The 14,987-nt window shown below is 35.1% G+C and carries 14 protein-coding genes; all 14 read left to right on the top strand.

Features of this window, described 5'->3' with window-relative positions; translation table 11 throughout:
* Positions 1 to 205 precede the first annotated feature (205 nt).
* The 14 genes from AC4BB7_RS13285 to AC4BB7_RS13220 all read left to right on the top strand — a co-directional run bounded on the left by AC4BB7_RS13285 (position 206) and on the right by AC4BB7_RS13220 (position 14,968).
* Positions 206 to 988 carry a glycosyltransferase family 2 protein gene (locus AC4BB7_RS13285; RefSeq protein WP_086313955.1) on the top strand — a complete coding sequence of 261 codons (783 nt, stop codon included), beginning with the start codon at positions 206 to 208 and terminating at the stop codon, positions 986 to 988.
* The gene (locus AC4BB7_RS13280) at positions 988 to 1,821 is read left to right on the top strand and encodes a glycosyltransferase (protein WP_490483359.1); all 834 of its coding nucleotides are present in this window, start codon (positions 988 to 990) and stop codon (positions 1,819 to 1,821) included. The genes AC4BB7_RS13285 and AC4BB7_RS13280 overlap by 1 nt, the downstream gene beginning before the upstream one ends.
* On the top strand, positions 1,822 to 2,535 hold the full coding sequence (locus AC4BB7_RS13275; protein WP_490483358.1) for a glycosyltransferase family 2 protein: 714 nt from the start codon (positions 1,822 to 1,824) through the stop codon (positions 2,533 to 2,535).
* Positions 2,536 to 2,664: 129 nt separating this feature from the next.
* Positions 2,665 to 3,534, top strand: a complete 870-nt coding sequence (gene rfbA, locus AC4BB7_RS13270; protein WP_086313952.1) for a glucose-1-phosphate thymidylyltransferase RfbA — start codon at positions 2,665 to 2,667, stop codon at positions 3,532 to 3,534.
* A gap of 13 nt (positions 3,535 to 3,547) precedes the next feature.
* Complete coding sequence (gene rfbC / locus AC4BB7_RS13265) at positions 3,548 to 4,120, top strand: dTDP-4-dehydrorhamnose 3,5-epimerase (protein WP_086313951.1); 573 nt, start codon at positions 3,548 to 3,550, stop codon at positions 4,118 to 4,120.
* 24 nt (positions 4,121 to 4,144) lie between these two features.
* On the top strand, positions 4,145 to 5,173 hold the full coding sequence (gene rfbB / locus AC4BB7_RS13260) for a dTDP-glucose 4,6-dehydratase (RefSeq protein ID WP_490483357.1): 1,029 nt from the start codon (positions 4,145 to 4,147) through the stop codon (positions 5,171 to 5,173).
* Positions 5,174 to 5,374: 201 nt separating this feature from the next.
* Positions 5,375 to 6,217, top strand: a complete 843-nt coding sequence (gene rfbD, locus AC4BB7_RS13255; protein ID WP_490483356.1) for a dTDP-4-dehydrorhamnose reductase — start codon at positions 5,375 to 5,377, stop codon at positions 6,215 to 6,217.
* A 47-nt stretch (positions 6,218 to 6,264) separates the two neighbouring features.
* Complete coding sequence (locus AC4BB7_RS13250) at positions 6,265 to 8,208, top strand: DUF2142 domain-containing protein (protein ID WP_490483355.1); 1,944 nt, start codon at positions 6,265 to 6,267, stop codon at positions 8,206 to 8,208.
* 30 nt (positions 8,209 to 8,238) lie between these two features.
* Complete coding sequence (locus AC4BB7_RS13245) at positions 8,239 to 8,967, top strand: glycosyltransferase family 2 protein (protein ID WP_490483354.1); 729 nt, start codon at positions 8,239 to 8,241, stop codon at positions 8,965 to 8,967.
* Complete coding sequence (locus AC4BB7_RS13240; protein ID WP_490483353.1) at positions 8,967 to 9,308, top strand: DUF2304 domain-containing protein; 342 nt, start codon at positions 8,967 to 8,969, stop codon at positions 9,306 to 9,308. Before AC4BB7_RS13245 ends, AC4BB7_RS13240 begins: the two co-directional genes overlap by 1 nt.
* Positions 9,308 to 9,652, top strand: a complete 345-nt coding sequence (locus tag AC4BB7_RS13235) for a hypothetical protein (RefSeq protein WP_086313945.1) — start codon at positions 9,308 to 9,310, stop codon at positions 9,650 to 9,652. Before AC4BB7_RS13240 ends, AC4BB7_RS13235 begins: the two co-directional genes overlap by 1 nt.
* Before the next feature lie 152 nt (positions 9,653 to 9,804).
* Positions 9,805 to 10,599 (top strand): ABC transporter permease, encoded by a 795-nt coding sequence (locus AC4BB7_RS13230; protein WP_086313944.1) that lies wholly within the window; start codon positions 9,805 to 9,807, stop codon positions 10,597 to 10,599.
* A gap of 18 nt (positions 10,600 to 10,617) precedes the next feature.
* Positions 10,618 to 11,835: an ABC transporter ATP-binding protein gene (locus AC4BB7_RS13225; protein WP_086313943.1), complete on the top strand. Its 1,218-nt coding sequence runs from the start codon at positions 10,618 to 10,620 to the stop codon at positions 11,833 to 11,835.
* Positions 11,825 to 14,968 (top strand): glycosyltransferase, encoded by a 3,144-nt coding sequence (locus AC4BB7_RS13220; protein WP_490483352.1) that lies wholly within the window; start codon positions 11,825 to 11,827, stop codon positions 14,966 to 14,968. The genes AC4BB7_RS13225 and AC4BB7_RS13220 overlap by 11 nt, the downstream gene beginning before the upstream one ends.
* Positions 14,969 to 14,987: the final 19 nt, after the last annotated feature.

Raw genomic sequence — 14,987 nt, 5'->3', positions numbered from 1 at the left:
TTTGTTGATTGAGTAAATTGAGAGAGCGGGACAAAACACTGTACGTTTTGCTCCGCTCTCCTAGAGTACAACTAATTAATGAGTGAATATGCAAATCTTATAATGACAAAGACTTAGATGTTGTTGCTACTTTACCTTTGGTAGAGATGGGCTAGGGAAGTAACAACTAGCTGAACTCATCTTATTTTAAATGAGGGGCAAAAATATGAATGATAGAATAACGATCTCCATTGTTACTCACAATAGCCGTCATATTTTTGATGTGCTGGATAATTTAAAAATTGAATTGGGTCTAAACTCAAATTATGATATACATATATTTGACAATGCTTCTGAGCAACGTTATATAGAGAAGCTGGAAGGATACGGCTCTTTTATCTTCCTGCATAAATCTGAAGAAAATAAAGGATTTGGCTACGGACATAATCAAGTGCTGAAAAATGTTGACACACGTTATGCGGTGATTTTTAATCCAGATGTGTTGATTACAAAAGAGGCTTTGGATAAAATGATTCAGCGTATTCGAGAAGAGGATCAATTAGCGGCGGTTTGTCCCAAAGTATTGAATTCTGACGGTACAACACAATATTTAGTTCGTCAAAAATTGGATGTATTTGATTATATGTTGCGTTTCGTTCCATTTCAATCAGTCAAAAAGGTATTTAATAAGCGTTTAAGTTATTTTGAGTGCAGAGACCTGCCTGATAATCAAACAACCTATATAACCATGGGCTCCGGTTGTTTCATGCTGATTGATATCAATAAATTTAAGCAGATCGGCGGTTTTGATGAACGCTTTTTCATGTATTTTGAAGATAATGATCTGTGTATGAGTTTTGGAAAAGCAGGCTATAAGATCTTATATACCCCTTTTGAAACAGTGATTCATTTATATGAAAAAGGGGCACATAAAAACAAGAAATTATTTAAAATATTTTTGCAATCAATGATTAAATTTTTCAACAAATGGGGCTGGAGGTTTTTCTAGTGGAGAATAAGTTGGTTATTACGATCGTTTTATATCAAACTGAATTCTCACAAACGCCTAGTTATGACTATCTAAAAAGCGTGATCATGGCAAAAAGTACAGTCTACCTATTTATTTATGATAACAGCCCAAAATCGCATGAGGATGAATTATTCCATCTAAAGAATGTTCGCTACATTCATGATGGGGCAAATTCAGGACTTGCTAAAGCATACAATGCTGGAAGTCAGTATCTTACGGAAGTTCAGGGAGACTTGATATTATTGTTAGATCAAGATACTATGCTGGATGAGAAGTATCTGGATACACTTTTAGAGTTGAAATTAGATGCAGCAATTGGCGCATATGTTCCGATTGTTATCTCTCATGGTAGACAAATATCACCAGTATTCTCAGATAAATATATCGGAGCTGGATCAGATTTGCCGAAAGTCGGGGTCTATTCAGAGAAAATCATGTGCATTAATTCTGGGACAGCGTTGCCTAAGTCCACGCTAGATAGTATGGGGGCTTTTAACTTGGCGTTTCCTTTAGACTTTTTAGATCATTGGCTATTTTGGAAAATACATCAATTGAATAAAAAAATCAGTGTTTTAGAGTTTCACCTAGGACATGATTTGTCTGTATTAGATTACCGAATGATTAGTAGCAAACGATATGAATCGATTATTCAAGGGGAAACACTTTTTTATAAGAATTATGATCAAGATAAATTTGATAGCCACAGAAGGCATTTACTTCTTAGAACGGTCAAACAATTTTTACGTGTGAAGAATCGCAAGATTTGGCGTAGAACATTTTCGGAGTATCGATCACTAATGAAAGGAAAATAAATGATCTCAGTTTGTATTGCGACATATAATGGAGAAAAATATTTAGAAGAACAACTTGAAAGCATCTTGCCCCAATTAGACAGTCATGATGAGCTGATTATATCCGACGATGGCTCTAAAGATGGAACGTTGAGGATAATCGATCGCTATGCAGCAAAAGATCAGCGGATAAAGAAATTTAAAGGACCAGGCAAAGGTGTGATTGCTAATTTTGAGTTTGCTATCAATCAAAGTCAGGGTGAATTTATTTTCTTAGCAGATCAAGATGATGTCTGGCTACCTGAAAAAGTTCAAACAATACTAGAATTTTTTCATTCTCACCCTAAAATAGATTTAGTGATCAGCGATTTGGTGATTGTAGATGAACAGTTAGAAGTGATTGAACCTTCTTATTTTGAGTATCGAAATGTGACAATCGGTTTTCTTCACAATATCGTGAAAAATAAATATATTGGTGCAGGAATGGCTTTTCGTGGTAGATTGAAGACAAGAATATTGCCAATCCCTGCTAAAGTTCCTATGCACGATATGTGGATTGGTTTGATTGCGGCTTATCGAAATAAAAGTGCTTTGATCCCGCAAAAGCTCACATTGTATCGCAGACATCATAATAATGCGAGTGATATCGATACAAAAGCCAGCTTTTTTCAGCAACTAAAATGGCGCTGTGCAATCAGCTATGTATTGTTCAAACGAATATTTTTTAATGCGTGAAAAATAGCAACTTTACAGTTTTATAAAATATTCTTAAAACGAATGACAATCATAACTAATAATGCAATAATAGCATTTAGTGATGTTAGTAAATAATAATAAAATAAATTAGTATAAGGAGTTTTTTTCATGAAAGGGATTATCTTAGCTGGGGGAAGTGGAACCAGACTATACCCATTAACTAAAGCCACATCGAAACAATTAATGCCTATCTATGACAAACCAATGATTTACTATCCAATGTCTACGTTGATGTTGGCAGGTATCAAGGAAATTCTGATCATCTCTACACCAGATGACACACCTCGTTTTGAAAGTTTATTCGGTGATGGTAAAGATCTAGGCATCCACATTGAATATGCTGTTCAAGAAAGTCCAGACGGATTGGCACAAGCATTCATTATTGGCGAAAAATTCATTGGCGATGATAGTGTATGTTTAGTTTTAGGTGATAATATTTATTATGGCGGCGGGTTATCTAACATGTTGCAGCGTGCAGCATCAAAAGAAAGTGGTGCTACTGTTTTCGGCTACCATGTGAATGATCCAGAACGTTTTGGTGTAGTTGAGTTTGATGACCAAATGCAAGCTCTTTCAATTGAAGAAAAACCTGAGAAACCAAAATCTAATTATGCTGTGACTGGTTTGTATTTTTATGATAACGATGTGATCGAGATTGCCAAAAATATTAAACCATCTGATCGTGGTGAATTAGAAATCACAGATGTAAATAAAGTTTATTTGGAAAAGAATAAATTATCTGTTGAATTGATGGGACGCGGTTTTGCATGGTTAGACACAGGAACCCATGAATCGTTGTTAGAAGCATCAACTTTTATTGAGACGATTGAGAAGCGTCAAAATTTAAAAGTGGCTTGTTTAGAAGAAATCGCGTATAGAATGAGCTATATTACAAAAGAGGAGCTAATTGAATTAGCACAACCATTGAAAAAAAATGGGTACGGGCAATACTTATTAAGATTGGCAGAAACAGACTAGGAGCGAATAGAGAATGAAAGTTATTGACACGAAATTACAAGATGTAAAAATCATTGAAATGGACGTATTTGGCGATCACCGCGGCTTTTTTACTGAAAGTTATTCTAAAGAAAAATTTGCTGAGCAAGGGTTAGACTTTGATTTTGTACAAGATAATCATTCTCTATCAAGTGAAGCGGGCGTATTACGTGGATTGCATTTTCAAAAAGGTGAAGCAGCTCAGACGAAACTTATACGTGTCGTGACAGGCGCAGTATTAGACGTGATCGTTGATATCCGTAAAGGCAGCCCAACCTATGGACAATGGGAAGGATATATTTTATCTGAGCATAACCATCGTCAATTATTGGTACCTAAAGGTTATGCCCATGGATTTGTGACGTTGACACCAGATGTGAACTTTATGTATAAGTGTGACAATTATTATAATGCACCTGCTGATGGCGGAATTGCTTTTGACGATCCTGATTTAGCAATTGATTGGCCGATTGATATTCAAAAAGCCATCACGTCTGAAAAAGATAAAAATCACCCAACATTAAAAGAATTTGAATCAGAAAATCCTTTTATTTATGGTGAAATCTAAAAAAATTTAGGAGAGATCTTGAAGATGAAAAACATCATTGTTACTGGTGGGGCAGGGTTCATCGGCTCAAACTTTGTTCATTATGTAGTGAACAATCACCCAGAAGTTCATGTAACTGTATTAGATAAATTAACATATGCAGGAAATAAAAAAAATCTTGAAGGACTACCAACTGATCGCGTTGAATTAGTTGTCGGAGATATCGCGGATGCTGAATTGGTCGATCGTTTAGTTCAAAAGACAGATGCAGTAGTTCATTATGCAGCGGAATCGCATAATGATAATTCACTGAATGATCCATTTCCGTTTGTACAAACGAATATCATTGGTACGTATACGTTAATTGAGGCTTGCCGCAAACACGATGTACGTTATCACCATGTTTCAACAGACGAAGTTTATGGTGACTTGCCATTACGGGAGGATTTACCAGGACACGGTGAAGGTGAAGGCGAAAAATTCACAGCTGAAACACCTTATAATCCATCAAGTCCATATTCCTCAACAAAAGCAGGTTCAGACTTGTTGGTAAAAGCATGGGGTCGCTCGTTTGGCTTAAAAGCAACCATTTCCAATTGTTCTAATAATTATGGACCGTATCAACATATTGAAAAATTTATCCCACGCCAAATTACCAACGTGTTAAGTGGAATTACGCCTAAGCTATATGGTGCAGGGAAAAATGTTAGAGACTGGATCCACACAAATGACCACTCTTCAGCTGTTTGGACGATCTTAACCAAAGGAAAACTTGGTGAAACGTACTTGATCGGTGCTGACGGAGAAGAAGATAATAAAACAGTTATGGAACTTATTTTAGAATTAATGGGTCAGCCAAAGGATGCATATGAACACGTAAATGATCGTCCAGGTCACGATTTACGTTATGCGATCGATTCTTCTAAATTACGTGATGAATTGGGTTGGACACCTGAATTTACTAATTTCCGTGACGGTTTAGCAGATACGGTTAAATGGTATACAGAAAATGCAGATTGGTGGGAAGCGGATAAAGCCGCTGTAGAAGCTAATTATGCGAAAAACGGTCAATAAATCGGTATCGTATTTCCAAATGATATCTTACATCAGATTTTAACCGAGTATGATTAAAATAATGAGTTGTTGAGCGTGAAACAAAACTAAAGATGGTTTTGCTTCACGCTCTAAATACGAAACGATAGTGAGAAAGCAGAAAGAAATATCTTTCATCAGCGATTTCTATTCTTGCTTTTTTTCTTGAAGGAGGAAATAAGGATGATACTTTTAACTGGCGGTAATGGACAACTTGGAACAGAGTTACGTCATTTGTTAGATGAGCAAGGTGTGGAATACGTTGCTACAGATTCAAAAGAATTAGATATTACAGATGCAGATAAAACAATGGCTTATATCACCAACCTTAAACCAGAGGTGATTTATCATTGTGCAGCTTATACTGCTGTGGATAAAGCCGAAGATGAAGGAAAAGAATTAGACGAGAAAATCAATGTAGATGGCACACGTAATGTAGCTGTTGCAGCTAAAGCTGTGGATGCTACATTAGTTTATATCAGTACAGATTATGTTTTTGATGGAACAAAAAAAGAGGATATGTACAAGACTGATGACCAAACCAATCCTCAAAATGAATACGGACGTACAAAATTATTAGGTGAACAAATCGTTCAAGAAGTGATGGAAAAGTATTATATTATTCGTACGTCTTGGGTATTTGGTCAATATGGGCATAATTTTGTCTTCACAATGCAAAAATTAGCAGAAACCCGTGATCAACTGACTGTTGTTGATGATCAGTTTGGCCGTCCAACTTGGACCAGAACGTTGGCTGAATTTATGGTTTTTGTTATAAAAGAAAATGTTCCTTACGGTATATACCATCTATCTAATGAGAACAGCTGTAACTGGTATGAATTTGCCAAAGAAATTTTAAAAAACACAGAGGTAGAGGTTTTACCAGTTGATTCAAGCAAATTTCCGCAAAAAGCAATTCGACCTAAATATTCTGTGATGGATCTTAGTAAGACGAAAGAACTAGGGTTTGAAATTCCAACATGGGAAAAAGCGTTAGAAGCGATGTTGACATCTATTGAAAAATAACGAAGATCGTATAAGGAATAGAAAAGGTTAGGGCGTTTTTATTCCTTATGAACTTTGTTACGTCTGCCCTTTATTTAATGGAGAAAAATAATGAAAAGGTATGGTGTAAAATGGCTGTCATTTCTGCAGATAAAAAGAAAAATTTATATAAGCTACTGACGTTACTTTTTGGCTGTATAATTTTTGTATTGTTGATTGAGTTGTTGGTGTTTAATTTTTCCTATTTTAGATATGGACGTGTTAGTGAGGATATAACAAATGTAACACTTGAGAATGTTGAAAAAACGGGAGAAAATACCTATAAACTGATTAACAAAACCGCTGAGGGAAAAATAGTTATCCCAAGTACTAAAAGTGGGGCAACAAAGCTTTCCTTCATATCATCAGTTGATCCAGGTCCAGATGCCATGGTAAAGATTACCAGTCCAGGAACAGATTATGGTGAACGAAAGATTCAGGATTCATTAGAAGTAATTAAAATCATTGATAAAAAAAATCCGTTGACATTAACGTTTCAAAATATTGGAGACCGAGAGTTTCAAATTGCCGATGTAAAACGAACAAATAAATTTCATTTTAACTTGATTCGATTTTTTGTTTCGTTGTCATTAGTTATCTTCATAGTGTTGATTGCTAGTGGGCTATTCAAGGGACGTTATGAGTATTTTTCTGTTTTTGCTATTATTTTATTTGGTTCGTTATTATCTATACTCATGCCAGTCGGCCAAACGATGGACGAACGGGCTCATATTATAAAAAGTATTTCAGTAGCAGAAGGAAACTTATTCTTTGAAAATGGGGACAAGTTACAGTTACCTGCCGGTTTTGAAACGATGTACGTAGAGGAACCTTATACCGCTTATGAAGAATTTAGAGATATGTACAATAAAAACAGTGCCAAAGGAACGTTAACACCAATAGAAGAAAAGAAAGAAACTTCTGCTGTAACGTATCCCTTTTTCTCTTATGTTTTTAGTGGAATAGGTGTAAAAGTAGCAATGTTGTTCCATCTGCCGATGATTTTTTATGTATGGCTTGCCAGAATATTTAATGTCTTGGCTTACGGATTATTAGCATTTTTCGCGATCAAAAAAATGCCTTATGGTAAAAGAGTAATGGCGTTTTTTGCAGCACAGCCAGTGATGTTGTATCTTGCTGCATCCATTGGAGTAGATGCATTACTAGTGGGTGTGGTCATGCTAGGGTTTGCTCAAATTATGCGAATACGCTATCAAAAATCACATATAAAACTATCGGAATTTATCTTGATTGCTGCCTGTTTTAGTATGGCAATTATTATTAAGGTGGTTTATGCACCAGTACTGGTTCTATTTTTCTTATTGGGAAGAGACAACTTTAAAAATAAAAAAGCGCAGTGGATATTATACAGTACATTATCGCTATTGCTCTTTGTTGTCGCTCTCTTAGTTTATAAATACTCATCTGATATGGGGATCAATCAGTGGAAATTACCGAATGTTGATTCTGACAAACAGATGACAAATATTATCAAAAATCCGATAAGCTATCTAAAAATGCTCGTTGTTTTCTTTTCAACAAATAGTGTTGGCTACTTAACCTCAACCTTTGGTTTAATGGGGTATGTGTTGGTGATCAATCCTTTGGTTACTCTTTTAAATATTTGTGTAACAGTATTCTTGTGCCTATTCGATTATCAAGAAGCTCAAACAAAAGAGAATGTTTATTTTAATTTAAAAGAAAAAACTATTGTTGGTTTTTCTATTTTAAGTATGATTATTTTGAGTGCCACAGCACTCTATATCACGTTTACGCCTGTAGGAGCACTTAAGGTTGATGGATATCAGGCACGGTATCTAACACCGATGGCACTTTTGGGAATGTATATGTTGACTTCACGAAAATTAGAATCTAAATATAGTGAAAAGACAATAGATAGAGTAACATTTTTTGGAATTGCGTTATTACTTATATTCGTTTTTATTCAACTATTAATAAAATACTATTTTTAATAGTTATCAACTGGTAAAGGAGGAGTTACTATGCGTGTTCTTTTAGTTATTCCTGCATATAATGAAGAAGAAAATATTTTAAATACAATTATGTCAATTGAAAATTTCAAAAAAGAGAATAATCATAAATATTCTTACACGATCGATTATGTTGTCATCAATGACGGCTCAACGGATAAAACTCAAGAGATTTTAGAAAAAAATGAAATCAATGCAGTTCATTTAGTAATGAATTTGGGGATCGGGGGAGCTGTTCAAACAGGCTACAGATACGCAGAAGAAAACGATTATGATATTGCGGTTCAGTTTGATGGGGACGGGCAACATGATATCCACAGTCTGGATGTAGTAGTACAACCAATCATTAAAAATGAAGCTGATTTTGTGATTGGTTCAAGATTTTTGCCAAATCAAAAAGCTGCGTTTCAAACCACTTTTATGCGTCGTGTCGGCATTAAGATTCTTTCTTTTTTGATTTATCTATCATCAGGTAAAAAAATTTATGATGTGACTTCTGGCTATCGCGCTTGTAACAAAAAAATCATCGGCTATTTTTCAAAAAAATATCCGACGAGTTATCCTGAACCAGAATCGACCGTACATCTGCTGAAAAAGAAATTTAGAATCAAAGAGGTTGCGGTTAATATGATGGAACGCTCTGGCGGTCAATCGTCGATTCGTTCCTTTACTTCAGTTAAATATATGTTTGAAGTAAGTATTGCAATCATCGTTTCAGGCTTTATGCGGGAGGGAGACTAATGAGTTCGATTTTAAGAATTGAGATGCTGATTTTTTCGATACTCTTTTTTGTATATATTATTCGCTCAGTCAACAAGAATATTTTCTTATTAAAAAATGCTATTAGATGGTTGTTTATATCAGCTGGATTAGTGATTTTTGCTATTTTTCCTCGTTTACCAGAGTGGATCGGCAAGCATCTAGGCTTTGAAACAACTTCTAATTTCTTGTTGATCGCTGCGATTTTCGTTTTACTATTCATTGAAATTAAAAATTCTGCTATGTTGTCTAAGCAGCAAAATCAAATAAAACTGTTAATCCAAGAACTTTCAATAATGAAAGATAAAAAGGAGAAAAAATAATGTTCTTATTCTTAATATATGTCGTTTTATCAACCTCAGGCTTGATTTTAGTGAAGCTAGGTTCGCAAGCAAATTCAATTCAGATCACGAATGCCATTTTTTCTTTTTCGATGTCTTTTACAACGATTATAGGTTTTTTATGCTACATGTTTAGTTTTGTCCTGTGGATGGTGATTATCAGTAAGTCAGAAGTTTCTTATATCGTTCCTATGGGAGTAGCCTTTACAAATATTGCTGTTTTAATAGGCTCAAAACTTATTTTGCAAGAACAAGTTTCACTTGGGACTGTTATTGGAACCTGTGTGATTATTTTAGGGATCGTGATCATTCAACTAGCCAAATAAAAAGCCTTTAAAATCAGCTTTTGATCACTAAATCTTAAGAAAATACTTACATAACTTGAAAAAAGCGCGTATATTCTTTAAACTAGTAATGTTATGCAGCTTATTTTTAGTGGAAATATAAAAGCGATGGAATTAAGAAAGGAACAGAATCAATGATACGAGAAACACTATCCATTTTTAAAAATATCTTTAAAAATAGAAAACTGTTGTTACAGTTTTCGTTTAATGATTTTAAATCAAAGTATGCAGGTTCTGCGCTAGGTATCATTTGGGCATTTATTACCCCTTTGGTTACTGTGCTGACATACTGGTTTGTTTTTTCGCAAATTCGTGCACGAGGAGCGAATGAGGAATATCCATTTATTGTTTATTTAGTAACGGGATTGATTCCATGGTTCTTTTTCTCAGACTCATTGTTGTCTGCAACAAATGTTTTTAGAGAGTACAGCTATCTTGTAAAAAAAGTAGTCTTTAACGTACAAATTTTGCCAACCTCTAAAATACTATCAAACCTATATACTCATCTCTTTTTTATTGTGATTGGCTTTGGTATTACTTCATTGACTGGCATTTATCCAACGTTACATGCGTTACAATTGATTTATTACCTATTCTGTTTGATTATTTTCTTAACAGGAATTACTTGGTTAACGGCTTCTACACAACCATTTTTACCAGATATCATGCAATTTATCAATGTGGCGATGCAAACAATTATGTGGACACTTCCAATTTTATGGCAGCCTACTGGTTGGATCGAACAAGTGCTGAAATTAAACCCACTCTATTACATTGTACAAGGGTATCGTGATTCATTTACAGGTAAAGCGTGGTTTTGGGAACATTGGCAATATGGCTTGTATTTCTGGGGCTTTACGATTGTTCTTTTGTTAGTTGGTTCAACTGTATTTAGACGTTTGAAACCTCATTTTTCAGATGTATTATAAAGTATAGGAGAGTAAAAAATGTCAGAATATGCAATCGATATACAGAATATAACAAAAACATATAACATGTATAAAAAACCTTCTGATCGTTTTAAAGAAGCGCTTAATCCAATGAAAAAAACGTATCACGATCTTTTTTATGCATTAAAAGATGTCACTATGCAAATTGAAAAAGGTGAAATGATCGGATTTGTTGGAGAAAATGGGTCTGGTAAATCAACGATCCTTAAAATAATTACAGGTGTCTTAACACCAACTTCTGGTTCTATGAAAATCGACGGGAAAATTTCTGCGCTATTAGAACTGGGGTCAGGGTTTAATCCTGAGTATTCTGGCTATGAGAATATTTTTCTAAATGGTATGGTTCTGGGCTTTTCCAGAGAAGAAATGGAAGAAAGAGTAGACGATGTTATCAAGTTTGCTGATATTGGCGATCACTTATACCAACCTGTAAAAACCTATTCTAGCGGGATGTTTGTTCGTCTAGCCTTTGCTGTAGCGATCAATGTAGACCCAGATATTTTGATCGTGGACGAAGCGTTGGCAGTTGGAGATTTAGAGTTCCAATTGAAATGTATGGAGAAATTCACCGAAATCAAAAATTCTGGCAAGACGATTCTTTTTGTCTCACACGATGTGAATTCTGTCCGTCGTTTTTGTGACCGAACATTCTGGCTAAAAAACGGAGAAGTTGTTGAATACGGTGATACAATGGACGTAACAACAAACTACGAAAACTTCTTAAAGAAAAAATCAATCAAAACAGTCGACCGAGAAAAAACAATTCAAAATGAAGAAACGGTTCCTGATATTATCGAGGTTGATAAAGCAACCTTATTAAATGATGCTCTAGAACCTCTAGAAATAGTCACTCAAGATGAGAAGGTCATTGTAAAATTAGAGTATACTGTTAAAAACGATACGATCAAATCACCTGTGTGTGGGGTAGCGATTCGAACAGTGGATAATAATTATGTGTGTGGACTAAACACGTTGTTAGACGGTGTTAAAATTCCGTGGAAAAAAGGTAAAAATGTCTTTTACCTAGAATATGGAAAAATGTCTCTTTTAACTGGCGAATATTATTTTGATATTGCTTTTTTTGAAGAACACGCCACAGTACCTTTGGTTTATAAAACGAAATACCTGACCATGTTTATTAGCGGTCGCTATGCAGGCGAAGGCATTGTCATTTTAGATCATGAATGGAAGGATACTATTAAAGATGAAATATGATTTTGAAATGGAAGTTGACGAGAGTACTAGTGTTGGTAAAATCGTTGCTCAAATTAAAGAAAACAGTCGAGTATTAGAATTTGGTCCGGGAAATGGGCGAATGACGAAATATTTGATGGAAGAAAAGAATTGTTATGTAGCAATCGTTGAGCTGGACAAAGAATTGTATGATCATGTCAGTGAGTTTTCTAATGACGGCTTTTATGGGAACATTGACGAAGAAGCTTGGACGAAACATTTTGAAGGTCAAACCTTTGATTACATTATTTTTGCGGATGTGTTAGAGCATTTGATGAATCCTAAAAATGCACTTATGAAGGTCAAACCTTTTTTAAGTGCAGGAGGTCAAATCTTGATCACTTTTCCAAATATTGCACATAATTCCGTTTTGATCGATCTATTCAATAATAAATTAGACTGGCGCGAAACAGGATTGTTAGATGCAACACATAAGTCTTTCTTCGTCCAAAGCGGTTTTGAAAAACTTTTCGATGAAATTGGTTTATTTATTGCCAAAGAAGATTTTACAATCAACGAAGTTGGTTATAATGAATTAGAATCCAATTATGAAGACTTGCCAGTGGAAGCACGTGCCGCATTTAAAGCGCGTCCATTTGGGGAAGTCTATCAGTATTTCTACGCACTTTCTGCCGAAGCTGTGGAGCATCCAATCCGCACAATACCAGAGAATTCAAGCTATAGAAAGAATATCCATTTTTTATATGACTGCGGTGAAGAAGAGCAAAAAGAATTTGACGTTCAACTGAATAACGTGTCTGGTGAAAATAAAACCTTTACGATCGAGATACCAGAAAATATCAAATTATTGAAAATTTTCCCGAGTTTGACTGGAACAGTAGTAGATGTAGAATTGACCGTCGATGGTAAGGTAATCCAACCAAGTGCAACAAATGCAGTATATAACAAAGAAACGCAGTATTTTTTCTCTGACACTCAAGTTCCTGTCATGGAAGTAAATAATAAAGCTATCGTTGGAAAAACGATGACGATTACGATAGATTATAAATACGAAGGTAATTTTTCTGATGTGGTTCATGGACTGATTGATTATGCTCTTACACAGCAGGCAGAAAATAATCAGTCAAAAAATACAGAATTAATGGTGAGTGAAAAACAAATGACAAAATACAAAAAAGTTTCAATCAGTAAATTTGATTCACTTGTTTCACTTAATATCGATGACATTGTTCGTCATGTTGAGGAGAAAAAGACCGTGATTCGCGGCTGGGCATATTCTAAAGAAGACAAATTACCAGTTTCCTTTAAAGTATCAGCTGAAACGACTATTGACTATTCTGTAACAACAGAATACCGTAGAGATGTTATCGATATGTTTGAACTAAAAGGTGACCAAGAGTATGGTTTTGTAATCGAGGTGATCGATCCAGAAGATCAGCCGACGTATACATTGAATGTTTCTGCCGATAATGGTCGTAAATTACAATACCGTTTAGAGAAACCAAACATGGTACAACCAGGTAATAAAATCCAACGTGCAATGCGTTCTATGCAGACACGGGGCTTGATTGGCTCTGTGAAGTGGTATTTTAAACGCCAAGAGCAACAAGAAACACCAGTTGATCCGTCGGCGATTTTAGAAGAAATCAAGACCTTTAAATTCCAACCTAAAATTTCTGTAGCTGTGCCAGTCTATAATGTGGAAGAAAAATGGTTGGATGCTTGTGTCTCTTCACTGCAAAATCAATACTATGAAAACTGGGAGTTATGTTTAGCAGATGATGCTTCACCAAGTGATTACATCAAACCATTACTAAAAAAATACGCAGATGCAGATGATCGGATCAAAGTCATTTATCGTGACGAAAATGGTCATATCTCAGAAGCAACAAACTCAGCATTAACGATTGCTACAGGTGATTATATCGGTTTTATGGACAATGATGATGAGCTAGCACCGCAAGCGTTATATGAAGTAGTAAAAGCGTTAAATGAAGATCAAACGATTGATTTTATTTACACAGATGAAGATAAGGTCACTGAAAGCGGCAAACGTTTCAACGCATTCTATAAATCAAAGTGGAATTCTGAGTTGATTTTAAACCACAATTACATTACACACTTCGTTGTTGTAAAACGTTCTTTATTAGAAAAAACAGGTGGATTGAAGACTGAATTTAACGGTGCTCAAGATTATGATTTTGTTTTACGAGCAACTGAAAATGCCGAAAACATCGCTCACATTCCTGGCATGATGTATCATTGGCGTGCCATTGAATCATCAACTGCTTTGAATCCTGAAAGTAAAGGGTATGCTTATGTTGCAGGGCAACGTGCGGTACAAGCTGCAATGGATCGCCGTAATATCAAAGCAAATGTTGAAATTGCAGAATTTTATGGTTCATATAAAATCAATTATATTTACGATACAGTGCCTAAAGTGTCTATTGTGATTACGAATGATACTGCTGATATCAATGACTATTTGAAAAAGCTACTGGAAAAAACAATTTATGAGAACTACGATATTGTTTTGCCAAAATCGATGAAAGAAAGAGTCAAATCATCTAGTAATAAACTTATCTATAGTGAAGGTCAAACAAGAGATGAATTGATCCAATCAAGTACAGGCGAATACACAGTTCTTTTAGATGCTGGCTTAGTCCCAACAAAAAGTAATTGGCTCGTTGAGATGATGAACATGATACAACAACCAACAGCGGGAATTGTAACTGGTCGGGTAGTGGATCATCGTTATCGTATCGAAAATATTGGTATTTCTATTGATACAGAGAAAAAACGTCTGATCTATCCTGAACAAGGAACACCTGGTAAGAGTTTAGGCTATTACTACCGTATCGCTTTACCAAGAAATGTACAAGCTGTATCTGAAGCCTGTATGATTCTCAGAAAAGCAGACTATCTTGCCGTTTCAGGTATCACTGAAGAGTTCGGTAAGGACATTATGGGAGCAGATTTATCCTTGAAAGTTGCGAAAGAACTAGATAAAAAAATCATCTATTGTTCTTATGCTATTTTCAAAGCAGAGGAAAAGAATCAGACGCTTGATAAAAAAGGCAATTTTAAAGCATTAACAGATAAATGGTCTGAACAAGATTTAGTCGACATTTATAAAAATCCAAAACGTCAGTAAGATCAGACCTCTAAGTATA

This window comes from Enterococcus sp. AAFC-DPL-5182, assembly GCF_058216605.1.
This window is presented reverse-complemented; position numbering and strand designations above follow the sequence as displayed.